The following is a 25,109-nucleotide window of genomic DNA, read 5'->3' as shown; positions in this document are numbered from 1 at the left end:
CAAGAAGGCGTGAAGAAGGCCGGATCACCCGCCAAAGCCACGCCAAGAACCGGCGCGCCCGTACGAACCGGCACTCACGCTGGGCTGGCCCCGTCACCGGGGTTCTCTTCCCGCAGCGCACGGAGGTACGGCGAACGATGTCGATGGTGTGGAAATCCACGGGCCGGACCACGGACCGGGTGACCGGCCCGTCCCCTTCCGGTTCCGCCCCCACCCCCGCTCCCGGCCCCGCTGTTCCCGCGCCCGACCCGGACGCCCGGCACCGTCTCACCTCCGTCCAGGGCCTCGCCGCTCTCTCCCTCGACGCGATGGCCTCCGTCGCGTACGGGCCCGAGTCCGTCGTCCTGATCCTGGCCGCCGCCGGGGCGTACGGCCTCGGCTTCACCCTCCCGGTGACCCTCTGCATCGCCGCCCTGCTCGCCGTCCTGGTCGCCTCGTACCGGCAGGTGATCGCGGCCTTCCCGAACGGCGGCGGTTCGTACGCCGTCGCCAAGGCGCACCTCGGCCGCCGTACGGCCCTGGCCGCCGCGGCCTCCCTCCTCCTCGACTACGTGCTGAACGTCGCCGTGTCGGTGACGGCCGGCGTCGCCGCGCTCACCTCCGCCTTCCCCGCCCTCTACGGCCAGCGGCTCTGGCTGTGCCTGGGCGTGCTCCTGCTGGTGACCGCGGTGAACCTGCGCGGCATCGTCGACTCGGCGAAAGCTTTCATCCTGCCCACCGCCGTCTTCGTGGGGTCGATCCTCACCGTCGTCGCGGCCGGCCTGTTCCGGGATGCGCCCGCCTCCACGGCGTCCGCAGCCGGTCACGCCTCCGTCCTGGCGGACAACGCGACCTCGGTCGGCGCGCTGCTCCTGCTCAAGGCGTTCGCCGCCGGGTGTTCGGCCCTGACGGGAGTCGAGGCGGTCGCCAACGCCGTACCGTCCTTCCGCGCGCCCGCCGCCAAGCGCGCGCAGCGCACCGAGGTCGCCCTGGGAGCCCTGCTCGGCGTGATGCTGATCGGCCTCTCGGTGCTCATCGGGCGCTTCCACCTCCAGCCGGTCGAAGGCGTCACCGTCCTCGCGCAGCTCGCGGACGCGTCACTCGGCCACAACTGGGCTTTCTACGTTGTGCAGTTCGCGACGATGGTGCTGCTCGCCCTCGCCGCCAACACCAGCTTCGGCGGGCTGCCGGTCCTGATGGGCCTGCTGGCCCGCGACAACTACCTGCCGCACGTCTTCGGCCTCAAGGCCGACCGGCAGGTGCACCGGCACGGCGTCCTCGCGCTGGCCGCCGTCGCCGCCGTGCTCCTCGGCTTCTCCGGCGGCGACGTGAACACCCTCGTACCGCTCTTCGCCATCGGCGTCTTCGTCGGCTTCACCATCTGCCAGGTCGGCATGGTCCGCCACTGGCGGCAGGAACGTTCTCCCGGCTGGCACGGCAAGGCCGCGCTCAACGGCTTCGGCGCGCTGCTGACCGGTGTCTCGGCCGTCGTCGTCACCGCGACGAAGTTCACCGAGGGCGCCTGGCTCATCGTCGTCGCGCTGCCGCTGCTCGTCCTCGCCTTCGAGGCGGTCCACCGGGCGTACGGCAGGATCGCGGACCGCCTGCACCTGGGCCGTATCCCCGAACCGCCGCACCGCGACCGCTCCCTCGTCGTCGTCCCCGTCTCCCATCTCTCCAAGCTCACCTGCGAGGCCCTGAACGCCGCCGTCTCGCTCGGCGACGAGGTGGTGGCCGTCACCGTCACGTACGCCGCGCCCGAGGACCGGCGTACGGCGGAGTCCCTGCGCCGCGACTGGGAACTGTGGAACCCCGGCGTCGACCTCCTCGAACTTCCCTCCGCCACCCGCACCGTCGGCCGCCCGATCGCCGCGTACGTACGCGAACTCGCCGACCGGCACCCCCGTACCCGGGTCACCGTCCTGATCCCCGAGGTCGAACCGGCCCACCTGTGGCAACGCCTCCTCCAGAACCAGCGCGGCGCGGTCGTCGCCCACGCGGTGCGCCGCACGACGGACGCGACGATTTGCCGACTGCGGTTCCGGGTGACGGCGTAGCCGGCGGGGGCCGGCGGGCGGGGCGAGGCACGGGTGGCGGGCCGGGGTCGCTGTTAGGGTCGCGGGGTCGCAAACCGGTGGGCGTGGGAGCGCAAACCGGTGGGGCACCGCCGAACCCTGCTGTCAGGACCCGTTGTTCATGCTTCTCGGACGCATCCTCGCCATCCTCTCGCTGCTCTGCGCGCTCGCCGTGACGGCCATCGGCCTCTGGCGCGGTGACGGATGGAACATCGGGCTCGGCGCCTTCTCGACGTGCAGCGCGATCGTCACCGTGACCGTGGTGTGGCGGGCCCGGCGCCGGTAGCGCTCCGTCGTCCCCGCCAGGCACCGCGCCTCACTTCCCGGAACCGGGCGGCTGGAGCTCCTGCTCCGTCGGGTCCTCCCGCTCGGGCTGGTCCGGCGCCCGGACGAAGTCGTGCCCGCCGTTGTCCGAGGACTGCCCGCCCCAGTGGGGCAGCGGCCGGTCGCAGCCGGGGCCGGGCCGGTTGCCCATCGGCATCAGCGCCAGGTCCGAGCCGAGGAACGGCACGATGGAATACCCGCCGTTGCACATCGGCAGCACGTAGAACCGCTGCGCCTCCAGCTCCTTGTTGTTCGGGGCCTTGGGGTCCTGGGGGTCCGTGAAGCGCATGCCGTCCCGGAGGTTGCCCGGGTTGACCGCCAGCCGCTTGCCCTCCCGCTTGTTCTCGAAGCTGTAGATCGTGTTGTTCTTGTAGTAGCCCACCAGGTGGACCACCCACAGGTGCCGCTTGTTGTCGATGTTTTCGACGGGGTCGGTCTCGATCTGGAGGTCACCGTTGTGGGTGAGGTATCCGCCGGTGACCCGGTGGATGATCATCAGCTCCCGCTGGTGCTTCACGGAGGCGACGAAGGTGTCCAGGGTGTTGGGGTACATGCTGCGCCTTTCTCCTGGTGGGACGGTCTCTACGGGCATGCCCGCGCCCGAGGCAACGGACGCCCGCATATGCCGACGACCGGAAGTACTCATCGTGTACGCGCGTAGACACAGCTGATATGAACAACGCCCGCCGCACGCCGACGTGTCACGGGGCGCACGCCGGAGCCCCGGACCGCACACCGCGCGCCCGCCTGCTCCCGGGGCCCGTTCCCGCCCTTGCCCACCCCGCCGCCACGTGCGACAACGACCCCATGCCGACCTCACCCACCCCCTACCGGGGTTTCCCCCTACGCCGGCCCACCCGGCCGCCGTTCCTCCTCCCCGCCGACCCGGAGAGCGCCGAGTCGTACGGGCCGGTCTTCGGCCACCGGGACGTGGCGCCCCTGGACAGCGACCTCACCCGCCACCACCTGGGCGCCCCCATCGGCGAACGCATCACCGTCACCGGCCGCCTCCTGGACAACCAGGGTCACCCGATCCCCCACCAACTCCTCGAACTCTGGCAGGCCAACGCCGCCGGCCGCTACGCGCACCAGGGCGACCGGCACGACGCCCCGCTGGACCCCCACTTCACCGGCGCGGGCCGCGCCCTGACCGACACCGAGGGCCGCTACACCTTCACCACGATCAAGCCGGGCCCGTACCCGCTCGGCACCCCCGACCACGCCTGGCGCGCCGCCCACCTGCACTTCTCCCTCTTCGGCCGCGCGTTCACCCAACGCCTGGTCACCCAGATGTACTTCGAGGGCGACCCGCTCCTGGCCCACGACTCGGTACTCCACGCGGCCCCGGACGCGACCGCCCGCCGACGCCTGACCGCCACCTACACCCCAACACCCCTGCTACCGGACCGCCCGGCCTCCCTCACCTACCACTGGAACATCGTCCTCGGCGGCCCCGCACCGATGGTCGCTCCCGCCTGACGTCCAGCTCGCACCACACCGTCTTGCCGACCTGCCGCTCCCGCACCCCCCACCGCACGGCCACCTCCTGCACGAGCACCAGCCCGAGCCCGCCGGGGCTGTCGTCCCCCGGCTCCCGCACGTGCGGCCACGCTTCCCCACGCGCATCACTGACCGCCAGCCGTAGCACTTCCTTCCCCACCGTCAGATGCACGCGCACGAGCCGCCCGGGCACCCGGCCATGCGTGATCGCGTTCGTCAGCAGCTCGGACACCAGCAACTCGGCCTCGTCCACGAGATGCCCGTACCCCCACTCCCACAGCAGCCGGGCCAGCCGGTACCGCGCGAGCCGCACGCTCTTGGGGAACGGCGAGTAGTCGAGCAGGTCCTCGTAGAGGACGGTTCCTGTGGGGTCATGCGGAGAGATCATCGACGGCCACCTCCGGGTTACGAGCAGCGCGCACCCTTGCGCCAACTGATGCGGCCGCGCGAGCAGTTCGTTCGTTACGGAAGGTAGGGGCAGCGAGGCGGGCCGTACAAGTTCCTCTCGGAGGAAATCCTCCGAACGAGTTGCGGGCTCGCCTCAGGCGCCACCAGACTGACCCGGCACCCCTCAGGAGGAGCAATACGTGGCAACCAGCCAGCCGACGCAGGGAAACAGCACGTCAACCGTCTTGGGCCGCAGACTCGGCGGCGAACTGATGCGCCTGCGCACCGCAGCCGGCCTCCGCCAGCCCCACGCCGCCAAGGCCCTCACGGCTTCCACGACCAAAATTGCCAAGATGGAGGGCGGCTGGGTCCCGATGCGCGACCCGGACATCCGTGCGCTGTGCGAGCTGTACGGGGTGCACGACCCCGCCGTGGTGGGCGGCCTGCTGGAACTGGCGAGGTTGGACCGCGAACGGCGAAAGGCCAGGGGGTGGTGGAGTGAGTTTCCGGGCATCGGCGCCATACAGGAGTACGTGGCGCTGGAGTGCGCCGCGACGACCATCAGAACTTGGCAACTGGCCTTCGTACCCGGCTTGCTACAGGCGCCTGAGTACGTACGCGCGCTGAACCCGAACGAAAGCTTCGTGAACGCCAGGATGGCGCGCCAGCAACGCCTCGTGGACGACTCCCCTCTCACACTCCGCGCCGTGGTGTTCGAGGCGGCGCTCAGAACGGTCGTCGGAGGGGCCGAGGTGATGCGCAGACAACTGATGCACCTGACAGTCATGGTTGAGCAGCCCAACATCGACGTGCGAGTTCTCCCGTTCAGCGCTGGTGCTCAGCCCGGCATGGGATGCGCCTTCAACGTCCTCTCATTCGCCGAGCCAGGCGCCATGGACGTGGTCTACATGGAGATCCCTCGTAACGAGCTGTGGCACGAAGGGGGCGAAGAGGCTGGCGTGTACGGCGCCATGTTCGAGACCATCGAACAGAATGCCCTCACCGCCGAAGAGTCCCTGGCTCTCATCACGAGCCTCAGCAAAGAACTGTGAGCTATGCCCGCCTACGACTTCCTCAAGTCCAGCTACAGCAACGAAGAGCGCGAGTGCGTCGAAGTAGCCACCAACCACCCCCACCACATCGCCATACGCGACTCCAAACGCACCGACGGCCCAACCCTCCACGTCACCCCCACCGCCTGGACCGCCTTCCTCGCCACGCTCCACGTCCCCCACTGAGGCACATCCCGTAACCGCCCGACCTCCCCGTTGTTAGGATTTGCCGGACCTTGGGGGGCTCGCACATTTCGTCGGTCGGGAGGCGTGTGACCTCCCCCTGCCCTCCGCCGCATGCGGCGCTCCGTGCCGCACATTGCCAGGAGGGCACTTGAAACGTTCCACCGCGCCAGGGCCGAGACGGTCCCGACTGCCCCGGCGGATACTGGGCGGAGCCGTCGCGCTCGGGCTCACGGTGACCGGCGGGGCGCTCGCGTCTCCCGCTGTGGCCGCGCCCCTGGAGCCGAAGGCTCCCACGTGGGACTACGTGCAGGACGTGGCACTGAAGATCGCGCCGGGGTCCGAGATCGTCAGTGCGGGCCGTACCGGGTTCCTGTCCGTGGACCCGCAGAACAACGTGGCGTGGACGGACTATCAGGGCCGTACGACCAAGCTGGCCCAGGACCACAGCCAGTTCACGCACACGACGGCGCACGGCTCCGTGTCCGACATCGTGGCGCTCGGGAACAGCAGATTCATCGGCACCTCGACCAAGATCAAACTCCGGAACATGGTCACCGGGGCCACCACCCTCGTCGACCTGAAGAAGTACGGATACCGCTACCTCGGCACCGTCGAGGGCCGGGTGCTCGCCGCCGAGAAGACGGCCGGCGGCGGCGAAGCGGTGCACATCCTGGAGTACCAGGGCGAGGAGCTGACCGACCGGACCGTTCCGCTCCTGGGTAGCACGTTCAGTGATTACCGTCTGGCGGCAGGGGCCCCCGGGAAGGCCCTGCTGCGGTACAACGTGGATGTCCCCAGCGCGCCGACCGCCTACACGACAGTCGACCTGGCCACCGCCAAGGTCTTCGGGGGCCGCAACATGCTGGGCCCCAGCACCGAGGCCGCAGCCCTGTCGTCCACCCACATGGCTTCCATCGGAACAGAGACTCACGGAGGCCAGGAGAACTACCTGAAGATCGCCGAGCTGGACGGCGCGCCCTGGAAGCAATGGTCGTCCACGCGCCTGGACGGCGTCCGCCGCCCGACCCTGGGCCTGACCGGCGACTGGGTGCTGTACGGGAACCGGCAGAAGCTCACGGAGGGGGACGAGCCGGACGGCCCGGCCCTCAAGGCGGTCCCGGTCGGCGGTGGCGCCGCCCGCAAGGTGATGGACCACGTCACGTCCACCACTCCCGCCCCGGACGGCACCCTGCTGGCGATGGGCGGCACCGTCGCCCAGGGCGAGGGGCTGTACCGGATCTCCGCGAAGGCCGGCGCCGAGGCACCGACCGCGGAGCTGGTCGCGGGCACCGGGCAGCCCACCAAGGTCACCCTGCTCGGCGCCGACGCACCGGCCACGGCCCAGCTCGACCAGCGGCGCTGGCATCCGCGCTGGCACCTGTCCCGGCGCAACGTCAGCATGACCGTCACCCTGCGCCACGTCGCCTCCGGCAAGCAGAGCGTGTCCTACCTGAACCCGGACCTGCCGGACAACAACGGGGACGGCTGGGTCGACCTGGACTGGGACGGTCTGGTCAACGTCCGGGGCCGGGGCGAGGCAGCGCCCAACGGCGCCTACACCTGGGAACTGACCGCCCAGCCCCGTAACGGCATCGGCCCGGCCCTGCACCAGAACGGCTCCTTCACGGTCGAGCGCAAGCCCGCCCCGCACGACTACACCGACAACGGTTCGCCGGACGTGATCGTGCGCGACCGGGCGGGCAGGCTGTCGCTCGAAGACACCGCCCACGATCCGCTGAAGCCTCAGTTCAACGGCGCCCGACGCATCGTGGTCGGCGGGGGCTGGAACAGCTACGACCAGGTCGTCGCCGTCGGCAACGTGGCCGGTGCCTCCGCCGGTGACGTGGTGGCCCGCGACCGTTCCGGCGTGCTGTGGCTGTACCTCGGCAAGGGCGACGGCACCTTCGACAAGCCGCTGAAGGTCGGCGCCGGCTGGAACGCGTACGACGCGATCACCGGCGGCAGCGACCTCGACGGCGACGGCCGCGGCGACCTGCTGGCCCGCGACCGTTCCGGCGTGCTCTGGCTCTACGAGGGCACCGGCAACTGGCGGGCCCCGTTCGCCCCGCGCAAGAAGATCGGCGCCGGCTGGGGCAGCTACGACCACATCACCGCCGTCGGCGACGTGGCCGGTGGCTCCGCCGGAGACGTGGTGGCCCGCGACCGCTCCGGCGTCCTGTGGCTCTACCTCGGCAAGGGCGACGGCACCTTCGACAAGCCGCTGAAGATCGGCGCCGGCTGGGGCGGCTACCGCCAACTGATCGGCGTCGGCGACTCCAACGCCGACGGCCGCGCCGACCTCCTCGTCACCACGCCGGACGGCAGCTCGTACGTCTACCACGGCACGGGCAACTGGCGGGCACCGTTCGCACCGAGTGAGCTGACCGGCATTTCCGCACTGCCGGACGAGACCCTCGCCTGACGGCCGGACGACGGCGGTCACCCCATTTGCCCCCAGGGCCAGGGGTCAGGGCCGGGACCAGGGCGCTCACTTCGTGAGCACCCGATCCCGGCCCCTTCACGTTCACTTTTCCCGAGCGCCCCCGTACAAGTCCTCGCGAAGCTTCGCGATCACGTCGGGGGCCAGGGCGGGCGCGTAACCGTGAACCCACTGCTCGGCGAGGGCGAGGAAGCCCTTGAGGTCGTCGTGCACGATTTGGAGGAGGGCCGGCAGTTCGGCCATAGGAAGCTCGATGGGGCGGCTCGCCGAAGCCTCCGTGTCGGGCCAGACCCTGACGAGCGGCCCGTCATGCTCGACGTGTGCGACGGTGCCGTGGCCGAGCCAGGGTTCGTCGCCGTTCGAGAGGTCGTACCAGTCACGCCAGTTCTCCAGGCCGAAGCAGCAGCCCGGGGCGATCACGGTGCCGGTCGTGGTGTCCTTCAGACGGATGCCGCCCGGCGCTGTCGCGAGGTCGAGGCTCAGCAGGTGCTCCAAGTGCCGGGCCACGGTCTCCGCGCACGCGCACGTCCCCAGGGCCTCGCGGTCGCCCTCGTAGCCGCTGGTCAAGACCGCCATCGCCGTACCGACTTGCCGAAGTGACATCTCACCGGAGAGCACCAGGAGCCGGTCCTCGCTCGGCGCGGCGACGGGCCACCGGACGAAGCCCACGGCGTCGTAGGTCTCCATGACGGCATCAATGATCAGCACGGATTCATTCTGGGCGACCGTCGGCGTGGGCGCTTCCCCTTTTGCCGGTGCCCGGCGGCGCGGTGCCCTTGCCGATCCTCGCTCCCCACGTCCTGTAAGCCTCTGACCTCCCGGTTGTTAGGATTTGCCGGAACTTGGGGGGCTCGTACATATAGTCGGTCGGAAGCGGAATGACCTCTTCCTGCCCTCCGTCGGATATCGCGGCAAGCGCACGGCCGCACCTTTGCCTGGAGGGCACATGAAACGTTCACCCGCACCGGGGCCGAGACGGTCCCGGCCGTTCCGGCAGGTACTGGGCGGAGCCGTCGCGCTCAGCCTCGCGGTGGGTGGCGGGGCGCTCGCGTCCCCCGCTGCCGCCGCTCCCGCGAAGCCGGTTCTGAAGATCACGCCGGGGTCGGAGATCGTGAGCGCCGGCGCCACCGGCTTCCTCTCCGTCGACCCGGAGAGTCACCTGGAGTGGACGCGTTACGAGGACGGGCGCACGACCGATGTCGGCCGGAGCTGGGGCCAGGACACGTCGCCCGTCGAGCACGGTTCCGTGTCCGACGTGGTGGTGCTGGGTGACGAGCCCATCATCGAAGCAGCCCGCACGCTCATTCTGCGCGACATGTCCACCGGTTCGTCCACCTTCGTGGACCTCGAAAAATTGCACTACATGTACGAGGGCGCGGTCGGGCCCTGGGTGATCGCCAGCGCACACAACGGGAAACGCGCGGAAGTTCACGTCCTCGGCACCGCTGACGGCCAGCTGACCGACCGTAAGGTCACCGGGCTGCCCGACAATGTGTTTCATTTCTATGCGGTCGCTGGGACACCGGGGTCGGCGGTGCTGCGGTTCCCCACGCAGCCGGAGGACCCCGAGCACAAGGCTTACGACTACGCGGTGGTCGACCTGGCCGCCGCGAAGGTCAGCGACAGCCACGTGCTGCAGACCGGTGAGTGGGCCGGAGCAGCCGTGTCGCCCGACTACGTGGCTTCCCTCGGGTCCGCCCTGGGCGGAGGCACGAACGTCAGCACGGCGAGGCGCGGGCCGTTGCGGCAGCCGTGGAAGATGCATCTGCCCGGCATCAGCAGCAAGATGGTCGGTCTGGTCGGCGACTGGGTGGTGTACGGGAACGATCAGACGGCGTCCAGCGGTCATGACGCCTGGCAATCGGCTCTCCGCGCCACTTCCATCGGCAGCTCCATCGCACCCGATCGCAAGGTACTGGACCACGCGACGTCCATGGCGCCAACGCCCGAGGGTGACCTGCTGGTCATGGGCGGCTCCGTCGACCAGGGCGAGGGCCTCTACCGCGTGTCCACCGGGGCCGACCACAGGCCCGTCGTCAAGCTCGTCGCGAGCACCGGGGAGCCCACCAAGCTCACTCTCGTCGGCTCGGACATGCCCGCCGTGGCTCAGCTGGACCAGGGCCGCTGGCGGGCCCGCTGGCAGCTTTCGCGAGGCAGCGACGCAGTGAGCGTCACGCTGCGCCACACCGCTTCCGGCAAGCAGCGGACGTTCGGTCTGCGCGCCTACACCGAAGACGACATGTTGATATGGGCCGAGGTGGCATGGGACGGCCTGCTCGGCTCCGGCAACAACACCGTGGCCGCGCCCAACGGCGCCTACACCTGGAAGCTCGACGCCAAACCCAACAACGGCATCGGCCCTGACCTGCACGCAAACGGCAAGTTCACCGTCCGCCACAAGTCCGCCCCGCACGACTACACCGACAACGGTTCCCCGGACGTGCTCCTCCGTGACTCGGCGGGCAACCTGTCGCTCCAGGACACCTACCACGACTCGCGGAAGACGCCGCACCTCAAGGGCACGGCATCGAAGTCGGCCGGCTGGGGCTGGAACATCTACGACAAGGTCACCGCCGTCGGTAACGTGGCCGGCGCCTCCGCCGGTGACGTGGTGGCGCGGGACTCGGCGGGCGTGTTGTGGCTGTACCTCGGCAAGGGTGACGGGACTTTCGACGGGCGGCTGAAGATCGGCGCCGGCTGGGACGCCTACGACCAGCTCACCGGTGGCAGCGACCTGAACGGCGACGGCCGCGGCGACCTGCTGGCCCGCGACCGTTCCGGCGTGCTCTGGCTCTACGAGGGCACCGGCAACTGGCGGGCCCCGTTCGCCCCGCGCAAGAAGATCGGCGCCGGCTGGGGCAGCTACGACCACATCACCGCCGTCGGCGACGTGGCCGGTGCCTCCGCCGGTGACGTGGTGGCCCGCGACCGTTCCGGCGTCCTGTGGCTGTTCCTGGGCAAGGGGGACGGAACCCTCGACGGGCGCGTGAAGATCGGCGCCGGCTGGAGTGGTTACCGTCAGATGATCGGCATTGGTGACGCGAACGCCGACGGCCGCGCCGACCTCCTCGTCACCACGCCGGACGGCAGCTCGTACGCCTACCACGGCACGGGCAACTGGCGGACACCGTTCGCCCCGCGCGAGCTGACCGGCGTCAGGACGCCGTCGTCCGGGACCATCGCCTGACGAGGAACGGCAGCAACGCCGGGCACACCCGCCCACCGGGGCCGGGACCAGGAGCGCTCACGTTATGAGTGCCTGGTCCCGGCCCTGCTGTCGTTCAGGGGCCCTCGGCGCCGGACACCCGGTACGTGTGCACCTCCGCGTAGAGAATCGCGCCCGCCTCCACCGGACACGGGAACACCCGAGCCCGCCCCGGTGCTCGCTCATACGGCGCGCTCACCGGCCGTTTTCGCGCACGTGCAATGCGTTCTTCACGCCGGTGCGGCAGAGTAGGCGCCCGTGGCGGACGGTGATCGACGATCACCGGAAGCCGCACGACAGCCGTACGACGATCACGTCCGGCGCGCGACGCGCGACGGGCTACGTAGGGGGCGATCGGGCATGACTCGCGACATCGGCAGACGGCGGCTGCTCGGGATGGCCGGCGGGGTGGCCGGAGGGGGCGCCCTCGCGGCGGGCCTGGCGGCCTGTGGGTCCAACACCGGCCGTAACGGCAAGGGTTCGGGGCCTGCCCTCAGCCAGTGGTACCACCAGTACGGGGAGCCGGGCACCGAGCAGGCCGTCAAGCGGTACGCGGCCGCGTACGGCAAGGCGCGGGTCACCGTGCAGTGGCGGCCCGGCGACTACGACCGGCAGACCGCCGCCGCGCTGCTGACGGACTCCGGGCCGGACGTCTTCGAGGTCAACGGGCCGAAGCTGGACCAGATCAAAGGCGGGCAGGTCGTGGACCTGACGGCGGAGATCGCGTCCGTCAGGGACGACTTCAACCAGGCGGTGCTCGCGCCGAAGATCTGGCAGGACAAGGTCTGGGCGGTGCCGCAGACCATAGACACCCAGCTGCTGTTCTACCGGAAGAGCCTGCTGAAGGCGGCGGGCGTCGAGCCGCCGCGCAGCGTCGACGAGCTGGTGGAGGCCGCGAAGATGCTGACCGCCCGGCACCGGAAGGACAAGGTCAAGGGGCTGTTCCTGGGGAACGACGGCGGGGCCGCGGTGCTGGGCGGTACGCCGCTGTTCGCCGCGGGGCTGAGCCTGATCACGGAGGACGGGAAGGTCGGCTTCGACGATCCGGCCGCCGCGCGCGTCCTCGGGAAGGTCCGACAGCTGTACGCCGACGAATCGTTGCTGCTGGGGGCGCCGACGGACTGGTCCGACCCGGCGGCGTTCGTCCAGGGGCTGACCGCCATGCAGTGGTCGGGCCTGTGGGCGCTGCCGCAGGTCAAGAAGGCGCTGGGGGACGACTTCGGGGTGCTGCCGTTCCCGAAGGACGGTGCCGGGAAGCCGGCCGTGCCGGTGGGCGCGTACGGCTCGGCGGTCAGCGCGCGCGGCAAGCACCAGAAGGAGGCCAAGGCGTTCGTGAAGTGGCTGTGGGTCGACGGGACCGACAAGCAGGAAGACTTCGCCCTTTCGTACGGCTTCCACATCCCCGCCCGCACCTCGCTCGCCAAGAAGGCGAAGCAGCTCCAGGAGGGCGCGGCGGCCGACGCGGTCTCGTACGCCACCGAGTACGGCCACGCCGAGCCGCTGCTCTGGACGACGCCGAGCAGCACCGCCTACCAGGACGCGCTCAACCGCATCATCAAGGGCGGCGCCAATCCGGAGAGCGAGCTGAAGGGTGTGGTGCGCAAGGTGGAGGCCGAGTTGCAGCGGGCGAAGAAGTGAGCGGAGCGGGGACCGCCGGTACGAAGGCGGGGAGCGGGAACGGGCGCGGCGCACGCCCCGGAGGCGGGCCCCTCGCCCGCCTCCGGGGGCAGCAGAACCGGAACCTGTGGTTCTGGGCGTTCGTGGGCCCGTTCGCGATCGGCCTGGGGCTGTTCACGTACGTACCGCTGGCCTGGAGCGTCTACCTCAGCTTCTTCGACGCCCACAACACGGTCACGCCGACGGACTTCGTCGGACTCGACAACTACACGGCGATGCTCGGCGACGACGCCTTCGTCAGCAGCCTGGGCACATTCCTGCTGTTCACGGCGTTCATCGTGCCGGCGACGTACGTGCTCTCGCTCGGCCTCGCGCTCATGGTCAACCGGCTGCGCTTCGCCCAGGCGTTCTTCCGCTCGGTCTTCTTCCTGCCGACCGCGTGCTCGTACGTGGTCGCGGCGCTGATCTGGAAGCTGTCGATCTTCAACGGGGTGCGGTTCGGGCTGGCCAACACCGTGCTCGGGTGGTTCGGCGCGGACCAGACCGCGTGGCTGTCCACGACCGACCCGCCCTGGTACTGGCTGGTCATCGTGACCGTACGGCTCTGGTTGCAGGCCGGTTTCTTCATGATCCTGTTCCTGGCGGGGCTGCAACGGATCTCGCCCCGCCTGTACGAGGCCGCCGCGGTGGACGGCGCGCGGCCCGGCTGGCAGACGCTCCGGTACATCACCCTGCCGCAACTGCGCGCGACCTCGGTCGCCGTCGTCCTGCTGCTGGTGATCAACGCTTTCCAGGCGTTCGACGAGTTCTACAACCTGATGTCCGACGCCCGCGGCTACCCGCCGTACGCCCGCCCGCCGCTGGTCTACCTCTACTACACCGCCCTCGGGCAGGAGCAGAACCTCGGGCTGGGCAGCGCGGGCGCGGTGATCCTGGCGCTGATCATCGCCGTGGCGACCGTCGTCCAGGCGCGCTGGTTCGGCCTCGGGCGGAAGGAGGACTGAGCGATGGCCATCAGACGCACAAAGATGACGGCCAGGGTCACGGAAAGGGCGCGCGACCCCCGCGTGCGGGCCGGGCGCGCGCTGCGCGCGGTGATCGTCACCGTCCTCGCCGTCCTCTTCCTCCTCCCGTTCTACCTGCTCGTACGCAACGGCCTGGCCACCGAGCAGGACATCACCGCACCCGACTGGACGTTCTTCCCGCGCGACATCCAGTGGTCCAACCTGACCGAGGTCTTCGCCGACCCGAACCTGCCGATGGCACGGGCGCTCCTGAACTCCACCCTCATCGCGGTCTCCACGACGGTGGGCACGGTCCTGCTGGCCTCGCTGGCCGGATACGGGCTGGCCCGCATCCCGTACCGGCACGCCAACCTCGTCTTCTACGCGATCCTCGGCACGCTGATGGTCCCGGCGGCCGTCACCTTCGTCCCCAGCTTCGTCCTCGTCTCGTCGCTCGGCTGGATCTCGACCCTGCGCGGACTGATCGTCCCCACCCTGTTCAGCGCCTTCGCCTGCTTCATGTTCCGCCAGTACTTCCTCGGCTTCCCCCGGGAACTGGAGGACGCGGCACGGGTGGACGGGCTCGGGTACTGGCGTACGTACTGGCGGATCGTGGTGCCCAACTCGCGGCCCGTCTTCGCGGCCGTCGGCACGATCGTCTTCATCGGCGCCTGGAACGCGTTCCTGTGGCCGCTGGTCATCGGACAGGACCGGGAATCCTGGACGGTGCAGGTCGCGCTCTCCACGTTCACCACGGCGCAGAACCTCAACCTGCACGAACTGTTCATCGCCGCGGCCATCTCGATCGCGCCGCTGGTGGTCGTGTTCGTGCTGCTGCAGCGGTACATCGTGGCCGGGGTGGAGCGGTCGGGGATCGACGACTGAGACGCCTGGGACGACTGGGATGGCTCTCCGGCTGCTCGCGGGGGGGGGACAACCGTGACGACCGCGAACAAGGAAGACGCCCCGTACGGCCCGTCCGCCAAGAGCGGCGGCACGGAAAATCGGTGGCGATGCACGGGGAACGTGTGGGAGAACGCAGGCATGAGCGATGCCACCACCACCCCGGCCCAGGAGACGGCTCTCACGATCGGCGCCCACGACGCCGCCCTGGACAAGCGCCTGGAGGACGAGCTCGATGCCTTCAACGACGCGGCCACGGCCACGGCCGGCGCCGAGCGGGCCGAATTCTCGGTGCGGGTGACGGACACGGAGGGCGAGTTGATCGGTGGGCTGAGTGCCTGGGTGTGGGGCGGGCTGTGCGGTATCCACCTCCTGTGGGTACGGGAGGAGAGCCGGGCGGCCGGCTGGGGCGCGAAGCTGCTGCGCGCCGCGGAGGAGGAGGCGGTACGGCGCGGTTGCGACCGCGCGACGGTGTCCTCGTACACGTTCCAGGCGCCGGGATTCTACGAGCGCCAGGGGTACACCGAGGTCGGGCGGGTGCCGGGGATGCCGGGCGGACACGCGGATGTGTATCTGTACAAGGAGCTGAAGGACTGAGGGGCGAGGGGTGAGGGGCGGGCGGGTTCGTACGGTGTCCCTTCCCCTGGCCATGAGGTACGGTGCGTGCCATGACCACGTACTCGACCTTCCGTGAGGCGGAGCCGCTGCGCTGCGGCCCCCACGGCGAGTGCGCGCCCCGCGGCATGACGTTTCTGCGCCGCCGCGGCCGGGTGGGTTCGCCCCCGGCCGCCGCTTTCTGCTGTCGGTGACCTGCCGGGCGTAACGGCCCTTGCGACGGCACCTTCCGCGCACCGCCGCGGCAGCTCCGCGCCCGTACGGCAGCGGCGCCTGTTCCCGTGATCCCGGCGTTCCCCGGATGCCGGCTGCCGGTGCAGGCTCCGCGCCTTTCTCCGCACCTTTCGCGCCTCTCCCTCCAGGAGGATCTCTTGACGGCCATCGCCGACCACACCGCCCCGACTCCGGCCCCCGCCTCGCCCGCCCCCTCACCCGCCCTCCGCGACCACCGCATCCCCGCCGACGGCCTCTACGAGGGCACCCGCGTCCTGCGGCGCACGCCCGAGGGCTGGGAGGACCGGCCCTACGAGCGTTTCGAGGTCGTCCCGCAGGCCGCGACCATCGGCGCGGAGATCCGCGGCCTCGACCTGTCCCGACCCCTCGACCCGGCGCTGCGCGCGGAGTTGAACCGCGCGCTGCTGGAGTGGAAGGTGCTGTTCTTCCGGGGGCAGCACCTCACCTCGGCCGCGCAGCGCGCGTTCGCCCGCAACTGGGGTGAGCTGGAGACCAATCCGCTGCTGGCCACGGGGGACGCCGAGGACGTCGTACGGTTCGACCGCAGCGCGGTGTCCACCTTCGAGAACGTCTGGCACACGGATGTGACATTCCGCGAACGTCCGGCGCTGGGCGCGGTGTTGCAGCTGCACGAGGTACCGCCGTACGGCGGCGACACCATGTGGGCGGACATGGCGGCCGCGTACGACAATCTGCCGCAGGACGTACGGGACCGTATCGACGGCGCGACCGCTGTGCACGACTTCCTGCCGGGCTTCGCGCGCTTCTACTCCGCCGAGCGGCTGGCGCCGTTCCAGGAGCAGTTCCCGCCGGTCGAGCACCCGGTCGTACGGCGGCACCCGGAGACCGGCCGCCGGATGCTGTTCGTCAACACCTCCTTCACCACCCGCATCGTGGGGTGGGAGCGGGCGGAGAGCGACCGGATGCTGCGGCTGCTGTTCCAGCAGGCGCATGTACCGGAGTTCCAGGTGCGGTTCCGCTGGCAGGCGGGGGACGTCGCCTTCTGGGACAACCGCGCCACGCAGCACTACGCGGTCAACGACTACGGGGCGGGGCGCCGGGTCGCCGAGCGGGTGGCGATCACGGGCAATCGTCCGTACTGACGCGGAAGGGACGGCTCGGGGCTCCCTCGGGGGCGCCGGACGCGAAGCACCCGCGCCCCCGAGACTGCCGGAACGTTACTGCACAGCCCCCGCCCCCGGCACCCGGACGTCCGCCTCCCGCGCCTCCAGCGCCGATATCTCCAGCCCTCGGGTGTCCACCCCCCGGACGTCCACCTCCGGGCCGCCCCGCAGCAGCGCCGCCCCCAGCGGCGTCAGGGTGTGCAGTACGGCGTTGCCGTGGCGCAGTGTCAGCAGCAGCCCCGCGTCGCGCAGCACCGTCGCGTGCTGGCTGGCCGAGGCCAGCGAGACATCGACGCGCCGCGCCAGTTCGCTCGTCGTGCAGCCGCCGCCCACGCCGTGCAGGATCGCCGAGCGGGTCCGTCCGACGAGCTTGCCCAGCGAGTGGCCGGGCGTGACGGTGGGCATGACGCGGGGCGCGGGGTGCTCCAGGGGGTAGACGAGGACGGGGGTGAGCTCGGGGTCGGCGAAGGTGACGGGCGTGTGACGGCAGAAGAACGACGGGAGCAGGAGCAGCCCCCGGCCGTTCAGGAACAGGTCGCGGTCGACCGGGTAGTCCACTTCCAGGACGGGCGGCCGCCAGCGCATCGTGGGCGGGAGCGAGGCGAGCAGATGGTCCGCGCCGCCGTCCAGCAGCGCCCGGCCGCGGGCGGCCCGGTCCGCCTCGATACGGGCCTGGAGCAGCGGCCAGTACGGCGCGACGGCGTTCTCGTAATAGCTCCGCAGCGCACCGGCGAGCCGGCCGAGGGCCGCGGAATCGCCCTCGCTCAGCTCCCGCAGCCATGTCGGGAGCGGCCGGGTGGCGGGCAGCCGCGAAAGTTCGGCGTGCAGTCGCGCGGGCGGGGTCGCGCGGAGCGCCGCCAGCCCTTCGTCGATGCCGAGCAGCCCCTCCGGCGGCGTCAGGAAATCCGGAAAATAGCCGCGCGTGGGAACGAGCGGCGCCAGCAGTCGTGTTTCACCATTCAACCTGCACCGGGCGTCGGAGCGCCATTTGCCGAAGGCCGCGCCGGGCCGCCGGTCGCGCAGTCGGTGAAAACTTAAAACGGTCTCCCACAGCACGTCAGGGCGCGCGGCAATGCGCACCCGGGCCAGATCCGGTCCACTGAAATGGACGCGTAGCACCGAACCCCCACCAATGCTCCCTAGTCGACCCCCGGCCATCTGAGTATGCACGCAGACACAGCCTGTCACCACGCCCTTTTGGCCAGAGTTGAAAGGGGTCGCGCCAACACGCCGCGCAGGGAAAGCTGTAACTCAATTCGACGGCAGTGCGAATGGAACGGATTGCTCGATCCCGTGGGGGGTGACGAGGCAATGACCGACCGCTCAGCATTTGCCGTGGAAGGCCGTCAACCAGGCCGACATGGCTGACGGCAGCTCCCGAGGGGGGAGTCCGGAGAAAAGCGAGGGCGGCACCTCCGCACAGGTGCCGCCCTCGTCGGGTTCCGGAGCCGGTGTCAGGGTGAGGGTCGGTACGGTCTGACACCAACTCCGGTTGGCCTAGCGGGTGTTACGGGTTCAGCGGCTGTCGCTGCCCAGGGACTCCGCCGCCGCGCGGCCCGCTTCGAGGCGGGCGACCGGGATGCGGAACGGGGAGCAGGAGACGTAGTCCAGGCCCACCTCGTGGAAGAAGTGCACCGACTCCGGGTCGCCGCCGTGCTCGCCGCAGACGCCGAGCTTGAGGTCGGGGCGGGTGGCGCGGCCGGCCTCGGCGGCGCTGCGGACCAGGGAGCCGACGCCGTCCTTGTCGATGGTCTCGAACGGGCTGACCCCGAAGATGCCCTTCTCCAGGTAGGCGGTGAAGAAGCTGGCCTCGACGTCGTCGCGGCTGAAGCCCCAGACCGTCTGGGTCAGGTCGTTGGTGCCGAAGGAGAAGAAGTCGGCGGACTCGGCGATCTGGCCGGCGGTCAGCGCCGCGCGGGGCAGTTCGATCATTGTGCCGAGGGTGAGCTTGAGGTCCACGCCGCGGACCTGCTCCACCTCGGCGATGACCTGCTCGGCCTCCTCGCGGACGATCTCCAGCTCCTGGACGGTGCCGACCAGCGGGATCATGATCTCGGCGCGCGGGTCGCCCTTGGCGGCGTTCTTGCGCTCGGCCGCGGCCTCGGCGATGGCCCGTACCTGCATGGCGAACAGGCCGGGGATGACCAGGCCGAGGCGGACACCGCGCAGGCCCAGCATCGGGTTCTGCTCGTGCAGCTTGTGCACGGCCTGGAGCAGGCGCAGATCGTTCTCGTTGGCGTCCTTGCGGGACTCGGCGAGGGCGACCCGTACGGAGAGTTCGGTGATGTCGGGCAGGAACTCGTGCAGCGGCGGGTCCAGGAGGCGCACCGTCACCGGCAGGCCGTCCATCGCCTCGAACAGCTCGACGAAGTCGGCCTTCTGGAGGGGCAGCAGGTCGCCGAGAGCGGCCTCGCGGTCGGCGTCGGTGTCCGCGAGGATCAGGCGCTCGACCATCTCGCGGCGCTCGCCGAGGAACATGTGCTCGGTGCGGCACAGGCCGATGCCCTGGGCGCCGAAGCGGCGGGCGCGGGCGGCGTCCTCGGCGTTGTCGGCGTTGGCCCGTACGCGCAGCCGGCGCACCCGGTCCGCGTACGCCATGATCCGGTGGACGGCCTTGACCAGCTCGTCGGCGTCGTCGGCGCCCGCGTGCATCCGGCCCTCGAAGTACTCGACGACCGGGGACGGCACGACCGGCACCTCGCCGAGGTAGACCTTGCCGGAGGAGCCGTCGATGGAGACGACGTCACCCTCCTCGACCACGATGCCGCCGGGCGCGGTCAGGCACCGGCGCTTGGTGTCGACCTCCAGCTCCTCGGCGCCGCAGACACAGGTCTTGCCCATGCCGCGGGCGACGACGGCGGCGTGCGAGGTCTTGCCGCCGCGCGAGGTGAGGATGCCCTCGGCGGCGATCATGCCGTTGAGGTCGTCGGGGTTGGTCTCGCGGCGGATCAGGATGACCTTCTCGCCGGAGCGGGACCACTTGACCGCGGTGTACGAGTCGAAGACGGCCTTGCCGACGGCGGCGCCCGGCGAGGCGGCGATGGCCCGGCCGATCTGCTGCGTCTTCGCGTTCTCGTCGAAGCGCGGGAACATCAGCTGCGCGAGCTGCGCGCCGTTGACCCGCTGGAGCGCCTCGGCCTCGTCGATCAGGCCCTGGTCGACGAGCTGGGTGGCGATACGGAACGCGGCGCCCGCGGTGCGCTTGCCGACGCGGGTCTGGAGCATCCACAGCTTGCCGCGCTCGATGGTGAACTCGATGTCGCACAGGTCCTTGTAGTGCGTTTCGAGCGTTTCCATGATCTGCATCAGCTCGTCGTAGGACGGCTTGTCGATGCCTTCGAGGTCGGCGAGCGGCACGGTGTTGCGGATGCCCGCGACGACGTCCTCGCCCTGCGCGTTCTGGAGGTAGTCGCCGTAGACGCCCTGCTGGCCGCTGGCGGGGTCGCGGGTGAAGGCGACGCCGGTGCCGGAGTCCGGGCCGAGGTTGCCGAAGACCATGGAGCAGATGTTGACGGCGGTGCCGAGGTCGCCGGGGATGCGCTCCTGGCGGCGGTAGAGCTTGGCGCGGTCGGTGTTCCACGAGTCGAAGACCGCGCGGACGGCGAGGTCCATCTGCTCGCGGGGCTCCTGCGGGAAGTCCCGGCCGGTCTCCTTGGAGACGATGTCCTTGAACTGGCCGACGAGGTTCTTCAGGTCGGCCGCGTCCAGGTCGACGTCGACGCGGACGCCCTTGGCCTGCTTGGCCTCTTCCAGCGCCTCCTCGAAGAGGTCGCCGTCCACGCCGAGCACGGTCTTGCCGAACATCTGGATGAGGCGGCGGTAGGAGTCCCACGCGAAGCGCTCGTCGCCGGCCTGCTGGGCGAGGCCGGAAACCGACGCGTCGGACAGGCCGATGTTCAGCACGGTGTCCATCATGCCGGGCATCGAGAACTTCGCCCCGGAACGCACCGATACGAGAAGGGGGTTGTCGGCCTGGCCGAGCTTCTTGCCCATGGTCGCTTCGAGCGCTTCCAGGTGCTCACTGACCTCGGCACGCAGTGCCGCGGGCTCCTGGCCGCTGTCGAGGTAGACCTTGCACGCCTCGGTGGTGATGGTGAACCCCGGCGGAACGGGAAGCCCCAGGTTGGTCATCTCGGCGAGGTTGGCGCCCTTGCCGCCGAGCAGGTCCTTGAGGTCCTTGTTGCCCTCGGTGAAGTCGTAGACGAACTTCGAAGGCTCGGACGGGGTTACGTGGGGATCTTGTGTTTCCGGCACGGGACTCTCTCCTCGCCGCGGGCTGCCCTGACGGCGAGGAACATACCCAGATCGAAGGCGTCTGGGTACGTCCACTCGGTCGACATACGCCCGTAACCCGTCGTCCGCCAGCAGATCGAAAGTCGCGGCGGACGGAGGGAAGACTTCAAATCCTGAAGGCATGGTGGCGCGGAGCGAGCGCCAGACCGCCCCGCAGCTACGGATTGCGACATTTGCTTGAAGAGACGAACGCATGACGGGTGGCACCCAGTGCCAGCGATTGGAGAGGTGCACTCCTCCGCGAAACGCTCATCTGAGCGCGACCCCTATCAGGGGTGGCGAGAATCACGCCGTCGCACCGGCCCCGGTCCCGGGATGCGGACCCGGAATCGGACCTGCCGAAAGCAGAGAGGCCGGGCTCCCGCCCGGCCTCTCGCGTCGCGTTTGCTCCTCAGCCGCCCGAAGTGTCCAGTTCCGCGTCGGCCGTGACGCCCGTGCGGTCGTACGGGTCGTCCAGCCAGCCGTCCGGCAGGACCACCCGGTTCCGGCCAGATGTGCGGCCACGGGGTCCGTCGGCGCCCACGGGCCAGGGCTGGTCGAGGTCCAGCTCGCTCATCAGAGCGTCCAGTTCGTCCAGCGACGAGGCGATTGCCAGCTTCTTACGGGACTCCGAGCCGATCGAGAAGCCCTTGGTGTACCAGGCGACGTGCTTGCGGAAGTCGATGACACCGCGCGCCTCGTCCCCGATCCACTCCCCCAGCAGCGTGGCGTGCCGCAGCATCACGGCCGCGACCTCCTTGAGCGTCGGCTTGGCGTACGTGCCCGTGCCCTCGAAGGCCGCCACCAGGTCGCCGAAGAGCCACGGCCGCCCCAGGCAGCCGCGCCCCACGACCACCCCGTCACAGCCGGTCTCGCGCACCATCCGCAGCGCGTCGTCCGCCGACCAGATGTCCCCGTTGCCCAGCACCGGGATCTCCGGCACGGCCTCCTTCAGGCGGGCGATGGCGTCCCAGTCGGCCGTGCCGCCGTAGTGCTGGGCCGCGGTCCGGCCGTGCAGCGCGATGGCCGTGACGCCCTCCTGGACCGCGATCCGGCCCGCGTCGAGGAAGGTGATGTGGTCGTCGTCGATGCCCTTGCGCATCTTCATGGTGACCGGCAGGTCGCCCGCGTTGGTCACCGCCTCACGCAGGATGGAGCGCAGCAGGTGCCGCTTGTACGGGAGGGCCGAGCCGCCGCCCTTGCGGGTCACCTTCGGCACCGGGCAGCCGAAGTTCAGGTCGATGTGGTCGGCCAGGTCCTCCTCGGCGATCATGCGGACGGCCTTGCCGACGGTGTCCGGGTCGACGCCGTAGAGCTGGATGGAGCGCGGCTTCTCCGTCTCGTCGAAGTGGATCAGCTGCATGGTCTTCTCGTTGCGCTCGACCAGCGCCCGCGTCGTGATCATTTCGCTGACGAACAGGCCCTTGCCGCCCGAGAACTCCCGGCACAGCGTCCGGAAGGGGGCGTTGGTGATCCCGGCCATCGGCGCGAGGACCACGGGCGGCTGCACCGCGTGCGGGCCGATCTGCAGCTGAGTCATGAGGAGCGGGTTTCCTTCGGCGGTCGACGGGCGGACTGAGCGACCTCCCATTGTCGCGCACTCGCGGGGGTGCCTCGCCAGAGCCGTAGGTCCCCTGGTCGCGGACGCCCGCGACGGCTCGTCGCACCCTTCAGCGGCGGCCGGCCCGCGGACGCTCACGACGGCTCGTCCCATCCCTCGACGGCGGCCGGCCACGGACTCCCGTAGCGGCCCGTCCGGCCCTCCCCCGTCGCTGTCCCAAGAGCCGCCGCCCCCCGTTCGTTGTACCGTTCACCTATGCCCGAGCCGAGCCACCGGCGGCGCCTGCTCGTCCTGGCGATCTGCTGCATGAGCCTGCTGATCGTCAGCCTCGACAACACCGTCCTGAACGTCGCCCTGCCGTCCATGCAGAAGGATCTGGACACCTCGGTCTCCGGCATGCAGTGGACGATCGACGCCTACACCCTGGTCCTCGCCTCGCTGCTGATGCTGGCCGGCTCCACCGCCGACCGGCTCGGCCGCCGCCGGGTCTTCCAGGCGGGCCTGGTGGTCTTCTCGCTCGGCTCGCTGCTGTGCAGCCTGGCGCCGAACCTGGAGTGCCTGGTCGCGTTCCGCATGGTGCAGGCCGTCGGCGGCTCGATGCTCAACCCCGTCGCCATGTCGATCATCACCAACACCTTCACCGAGCCGAGGGAACGGGCCCGCGCGATCGGTGTGTGGGGCGGCGTGGTCGGCATCAGCATGGCGGCCGGGCCGATCGTCGGCGGGCTGCTGGTGCAGACCGTCGACTGGCGCGCGATCTTCTGGATAAACGTCCCCATCGGGGCGCTCGCCCTCTTCCTGACCATGCGGTACGTGCCGGAGTCGCGCGCCCCCAGGCCGCGCCGCGTCGACCCCGTCGGCCAGCTGCTGGTGATCGTGCTGCTCGGCGCGCTCACGTACGCGATCATCGAGGCACCGGCGGCCGGCTGGACCTCGCCGCTGATCCTGGGCTTCGCCGCGACGGCCGTCGCCGCGCTCGCCGGACTGCTGATGTACGAGCGGCGGCGCACCGAGCCACTGATCGACCTGCGGTTCTTCCGCAGCGCGCCGTTCAGCGGCGCCACGGTCGTGGCGGTCTGCGCGTTCGCCGCGCTCAGCGGGTTCCTCTTCGTCAACACGCTCTACCTTCAGGACGTGCGGGGTCTGTCCGCCCTGGACGCGGGGCTCTACATGCTGCCGATGGCGGGCATGACGCTGGTCTTCGCGCCCCTGTCCGGGCGGCTGGTCGGCTCGCTGGGGCCGCGGCTGCCGCTGCTGCTGGCCGGGCTGGCGATGGCGGCCAGCGGGGTGCTGTTCGCGGGCTTCGAGGCGGAGGCGAGCACCCCGCTGCTCTTCACCGGGTACGTGCTCTTCGGCGTCGGCTTCGGGCTGGTCAACGCGCCCATCACCAACACCGCGGTGTCCGGGATGCCCCGTACGCAGGCGGGCGTGGCCGCGGCCATCGCCTCCACCAGCCGGCAGGTGGGGGGCTCGCTGGGGGTCGCGGTGATCGGCGCCGTACTGGCCAGCGGCACCCGCGTCGCGGCCACCGGCAGCCGGTTCGTCGAGGCGAGCCGTCCCGCCTGGTGGATCATCGCCGGGTGCGGTGCGGCCGTGCTGCTGCTGGGCGCGCTGACCACCGGTCGCTGGGCCCAGGGCACTGCGCGCCGCGCTGCGGAGCGTCTGGAGGCCACACGCGACCAGGCTCCGCCGCAGGGGCCCGGCGGTCAGCCCGCCGCGCGCGTCAAAGCCTGAAGCTGTTCCAGCTTCTCGCGCGTCGCCTCGTCGTCGGGCGTGTAGGTGATCATTTTGGGCCCCTGGCTGGGGCCGGTGTACAGGTTGGTGGAGGACAGCCGCAGCAGGCCGACGTCCCGCTGACGGAAAAGCTTGGACTGGCTCACCGGCCGTACGACCTCCTGGCGCGCCCAGATCTCGCGGAACTCCGGCGAGGCCGCCTCCAGCCGCGCCACCATCGCCTTCCAGGGCGGCTCGGCGACATGGCCAGCCATGGAGGCGCGGAACTTGGCGGCCATCACGCGCAGCGTCTTGTCCAGGTCCACCAGGCTCGCCCGCCATTCCTCGTTGGTGAACGCCAGCCACAGGCAGTTGCGGTCCTCCTCGGGCAGCGCGTCCAGGTCGCACAGCAGCCGCCCGTAGGTGCTGTTGTAGGCGAGGAGGTCGAACCGGCTGTTCTGGACGGCGGCGGGGAACGGCGTGAGCCGGTCGAGCATCTGCCGCATCGCCGGTGACACGCCCGTGCACTCGCTGCCCCGCACCGGGTCGGTCACGCCGGCCAGTGCGAAGAGGTGGCCGCGCTCGGCCCGGTCCATCTGGAGCGCGCGGGCCACGGCGTCCAGCACCTGGGGCGAGACCTTGATGTCGCGCGCCTGCTCAAGCCACGTGTACCAGGTGACACCGACCGCCGAGAGGTGGGCGACCTCCTCACGGCGCAGGCCCGGCGTACGGCGGCGGGCGCCGCGCGGCAGACCGACCTGTTCCGGAGTGATCCGCTCGCGGCGGCTGCGCAGGAAGGCGGCCAGCTCGCCGCGCCGGACGTCGCCGTCGGTCCGCGCGGGCCCTGTTCTCTCCGGCGCTCTCTCCGGCATGGTGGCGGTCATGGACCCAGGATGCCGGAGTGCTCAGCGGGTTGCC

The 25,109-nt window shown here is 70.5% G+C and carries 21 protein-coding genes; 14 read left to right on the top strand and 7 right to left on the bottom strand.

Going from position 1 to position 25,109, the window contains the following annotated elements; genetic code table 11:
• Window positions 1-137: 137 nt before the first annotated feature.
• Together OEIGOIKO_RS28460 and OEIGOIKO_RS41855 are read left to right on the top strand one after the other, a co-directional pair.
• The gene (locus OEIGOIKO_RS28460; protein WP_125056384.1) at window positions 138-2,036 is read left to right on the top strand and encodes an APC family permease; all 1,899 of its coding nucleotides are present in this window, start codon (window positions 138-140) and stop codon (window positions 2,034-2,036) included.
• A 139-nt stretch (window positions 2,037-2,175) separates the two neighbouring features.
• A complete protein-coding gene (locus tag OEIGOIKO_RS41855) occupies window positions 2,176-2,340 on the top strand; it encodes a hypothetical protein (RefSeq protein WP_170251887.1) in 165 nt (54 codons plus the stop codon).
• A gap of 30 nt (window positions 2,341-2,370) precedes the next feature.
• Here OEIGOIKO_RS41855 and OEIGOIKO_RS28455 read toward each other — a convergent pair whose 3' ends face one another.
• A complete protein-coding gene (locus tag OEIGOIKO_RS28455) occupies window positions 2,371-2,931 on the bottom strand; it encodes an RICIN domain-containing protein (protein WP_125056382.1) in 561 nt (186 codons plus the stop codon).
• A 254-nt stretch (window positions 2,932-3,185) separates the two neighbouring features.
• Here OEIGOIKO_RS28455 and OEIGOIKO_RS28450 point away from each other — a divergent pair, with 254 nt between their 5' ends.
• Window positions 3,186-3,857 (top strand): dioxygenase family protein, encoded by a 672-nt coding sequence (locus OEIGOIKO_RS28450; protein WP_125056380.1) that lies wholly within the window; start codon window positions 3,186-3,188, stop codon window positions 3,855-3,857.
• On the opposite strand, the gene OEIGOIKO_RS28445 is transcribed toward OEIGOIKO_RS28450, so the two are convergent.
• A complete protein-coding gene (locus OEIGOIKO_RS28445) occupies window positions 3,799-4,266 on the bottom strand; it encodes an ATP-binding protein (protein ID WP_125056378.1) in 468 nt (155 codons plus the stop codon). The genes OEIGOIKO_RS28450 and OEIGOIKO_RS28445 overlap by 59 nt on opposite strands.
• 199 nt (window positions 4,267-4,465) lie before the next feature.
• Between OEIGOIKO_RS28445 and OEIGOIKO_RS28440 the strand changes: the two genes are divergently transcribed.
• The 3 genes from OEIGOIKO_RS28440 (at window position 4,466) to OEIGOIKO_RS28430 (ending at window position 7,925) form a co-directional block, all read left to right on the top strand.
• On the top strand, window positions 4,466-5,317 hold the full coding sequence (locus tag OEIGOIKO_RS28440; protein ID WP_125056377.1) for a helix-turn-helix domain-containing protein: 852 nt from the start codon (window positions 4,466-4,468) through the stop codon (window positions 5,315-5,317).
• 3 nt (window positions 5,318-5,320) lie between these two features.
• The gene (locus OEIGOIKO_RS28435) at window positions 5,321-5,503 is read left to right on the top strand and encodes a DUF397 domain-containing protein (RefSeq protein ID WP_125056375.1); all 183 of its coding nucleotides are present in this window, start codon (window positions 5,321-5,323) and stop codon (window positions 5,501-5,503) included.
• Window positions 5,504-5,651: 148 nt separating this feature from the next.
• Window positions 5,652-7,925: an FG-GAP repeat domain-containing protein gene (locus tag OEIGOIKO_RS28430; RefSeq protein WP_125056373.1), complete on the top strand. Its 2,274-nt coding sequence runs from the start codon at window positions 5,652-5,654 to the stop codon at window positions 7,923-7,925.
• Between the two features lie 102 nt (window positions 7,926-8,027).
• Here the strand turns inward: OEIGOIKO_RS28430 and OEIGOIKO_RS28425 are convergent, their stop codons facing one another.
• Entirely contained in the window at window positions 8,028-8,651 is a 624-nt protein-coding gene (locus OEIGOIKO_RS28425; protein WP_125056372.1) for a hypothetical protein, read from the bottom strand.
• Window positions 8,652-8,889: 238 nt separating this feature from the next.
• On the opposite strand from OEIGOIKO_RS28425, the gene OEIGOIKO_RS28420 reads away from it, so the two are divergent.
• From OEIGOIKO_RS28420 to OEIGOIKO_RS28395, 7 genes are all read left to right on the top strand, one after another.
• Entirely contained in the window at window positions 8,890-11,130 is a 2,241-nt protein-coding gene (locus OEIGOIKO_RS28420; RefSeq protein ID WP_125056371.1) for an FG-GAP repeat domain-containing protein, read from the top strand.
• 378 nt (window positions 11,131-11,508) lie between these two features.
• On the top strand, window positions 11,509-12,786 hold the full coding sequence (locus OEIGOIKO_RS28415; protein WP_125056370.1) for an ABC transporter substrate-binding protein: 1,278 nt from the start codon (window positions 11,509-11,511) through the stop codon (window positions 12,784-12,786).
• 104 nt (window positions 12,787-12,890) lie between these two features.
• Window positions 12,891-13,769 carry a carbohydrate ABC transporter permease gene (locus OEIGOIKO_RS28410; protein ID WP_125049633.1) on the top strand — a complete coding sequence of 293 codons (879 nt, stop codon included), beginning with the start codon at window positions 12,891-12,893 and terminating at the stop codon, window positions 13,767-13,769.
• A 3-nt stretch (window positions 13,770-13,772) separates the two neighbouring features.
• Window positions 13,773-14,654 carry a carbohydrate ABC transporter permease gene (locus OEIGOIKO_RS28405; RefSeq protein ID WP_371858979.1) on the top strand — a complete coding sequence of 294 codons (882 nt, stop codon included), beginning with the start codon at window positions 13,773-13,775 and terminating at the stop codon, window positions 14,652-14,654.
• 159 nt (window positions 14,655-14,813) lie between these two features.
• Window positions 14,814-15,269 (top strand): GNAT family N-acetyltransferase, encoded by a 456-nt coding sequence (locus OEIGOIKO_RS28400; RefSeq protein ID WP_125056369.1) that lies wholly within the window; start codon window positions 14,814-14,816, stop codon window positions 15,267-15,269.
• A gap of 71 nt (window positions 15,270-15,340) precedes the next feature.
• Window positions 15,341-15,481 carry a hypothetical protein gene (locus OEIGOIKO_RS41850; protein ID WP_170251885.1) on the top strand — a complete coding sequence of 47 codons (141 nt, stop codon included), beginning with the start codon at window positions 15,341-15,343 and terminating at the stop codon, window positions 15,479-15,481.
• A gap of 177 nt (window positions 15,482-15,658) precedes the next feature.
• On the top strand, window positions 15,659-16,624 hold the full coding sequence (locus OEIGOIKO_RS28395) for a TauD/TfdA dioxygenase family protein (RefSeq protein ID WP_371858978.1): 966 nt from the start codon (window positions 15,659-15,661) through the stop codon (window positions 16,622-16,624).
• Window positions 16,625-16,699: 75 nt separating this feature from the next.
• Here the strand turns inward: OEIGOIKO_RS28395 and OEIGOIKO_RS28390 are convergent, their stop codons facing one another.
• From OEIGOIKO_RS28390 to dusB, 3 genes are all read right to left on the bottom strand, one after another.
• Window positions 16,700-17,608: an ArsR/SmtB family transcription factor gene (locus OEIGOIKO_RS28390; RefSeq protein WP_125059062.1), complete on the bottom strand. Its 909-nt coding sequence runs from the start codon at window positions 17,606-17,608 to the stop codon at window positions 16,700-16,702.
• A 552-nt stretch (window positions 17,609-18,160) separates the two neighbouring features.
• Window positions 18,161-20,899, bottom strand: a complete 2,739-nt coding sequence (gene ppdK / locus OEIGOIKO_RS28385) for a pyruvate, phosphate dikinase (protein ID WP_125056368.1) — start codon at window positions 20,897-20,899, stop codon at window positions 18,161-18,163.
• A 430-nt stretch (window positions 20,900-21,329) separates the two neighbouring features.
• Window positions 21,330-22,457 (bottom strand): tRNA dihydrouridine synthase DusB, encoded by a 1,128-nt coding sequence (gene dusB, locus OEIGOIKO_RS28380; protein ID WP_125056367.1) that lies wholly within the window; start codon window positions 22,455-22,457, stop codon window positions 21,330-21,332.
• Window positions 22,458-22,733: 276 nt separating this feature from the next.
• Between dusB and OEIGOIKO_RS28375 the strand changes: the two genes are divergently transcribed.
• A complete protein-coding gene (locus OEIGOIKO_RS28375; protein WP_125056366.1) occupies window positions 22,734-24,212 on the top strand; it encodes an MFS transporter in 1,479 nt (492 codons plus the stop codon).
• On the opposite strand, the gene OEIGOIKO_RS28370 is transcribed toward OEIGOIKO_RS28375, so the two are convergent.
• Complete coding sequence (locus OEIGOIKO_RS28370) at window positions 24,185-25,075, bottom strand: helix-turn-helix transcriptional regulator (RefSeq protein ID WP_371858977.1); 891 nt, start codon at window positions 25,073-25,075, stop codon at window positions 24,185-24,187. The two genes, OEIGOIKO_RS28375 and OEIGOIKO_RS28370, sit on opposite strands and share 28 nt — an antisense overlap.
• Between the last annotated feature and the right edge of the window lie 34 nt (window positions 25,076-25,109).

Origin of the sequence: Streptomyces paromomycinus (assembly GCF_003865155.1) — a bacterium.
GTDB lineage: Bacteria > Actinomycetota > Actinomycetes > Streptomycetales > Streptomycetaceae > Streptomyces > Streptomyces chrestomyceticus.
Note: the sequence above shows the minus strand (reverse complement) of the source record. Positions and strands in the feature narration are given on the sequence as shown.

Coding starts and splice junctions, on each gene's coding strand:
- OEIGOIKO_RS28460 (WP_125056384.1), top strand. CDS start 138: ATGTCGATGGTGTGGAAATCCACGGGCCGGACCACGGACCGGGTGACC.
- OEIGOIKO_RS41855 (WP_170251887.1), top strand. CDS start 2,176: ATGCTTCTCGGACGCATCCTCGCCATCCTCTCGCTGCTCTGCGCGCTC.
- OEIGOIKO_RS28455 (WP_125056382.1), bottom strand. CDS start 2,931: ATGTACCCCAACACCCTGGACACCTTCGTCGCCTCCGTGAAGCACCAG.
- OEIGOIKO_RS28450 (WP_125056380.1), top strand. CDS start 3,186: ATGCCGACCTCACCCACCCCCTACCGGGGTTTCCCCCTACGCCGGCCC.
- OEIGOIKO_RS28445 (WP_125056378.1), bottom strand. CDS start 4,266: ATGATCTCTCCGCATGACCCCACAGGAACCGTCCTCTACGAGGACCTG.
- OEIGOIKO_RS28435 (WP_125056375.1), top strand. CDS start 5,321: ATGCCCGCCTACGACTTCCTCAAGTCCAGCTACAGCAACGAAGAGCGC.
- OEIGOIKO_RS28420 (WP_125056371.1), top strand. CDS start 8,890: ATGAAACGTTCACCCGCACCGGGGCCGAGACGGTCCCGGCCGTTCCGG.
- OEIGOIKO_RS28415 (WP_125056370.1), top strand. CDS start 11,509: ATGACTCGCGACATCGGCAGACGGCGGCTGCTCGGGATGGCCGGCGGG.
- OEIGOIKO_RS28405 (WP_371858979.1), top strand. CDS start 13,773: ATGGCCATCAGACGCACAAAGATGACGGCCAGGGTCACGGAAAGGGCG.
- OEIGOIKO_RS28400 (WP_125056369.1), top strand. CDS start 14,814: ATGAGCGATGCCACCACCACCCCGGCCCAGGAGACGGCTCTCACGATC.
- OEIGOIKO_RS41850 (WP_170251885.1), top strand. CDS start 15,341: ATGACCACGTACTCGACCTTCCGTGAGGCGGAGCCGCTGCGCTGCGGC.
- dusB (WP_125056367.1), bottom strand. CDS start 22,457: ATGACTCAGCTGCAGATCGGCCCGCACGCGGTGCAGCCGCCCGTGGTC.
- OEIGOIKO_RS28375 (WP_125056366.1), top strand. CDS start 22,734: ATGCCCGAGCCGAGCCACCGGCGGCGCCTGCTCGTCCTGGCGATCTGC.
- OEIGOIKO_RS28370 (WP_371858977.1), bottom strand. CDS start 25,075: ATGACCGCCACCATGCCGGAGAGAGCGCCGGAGAGAACAGGGCCCGCG.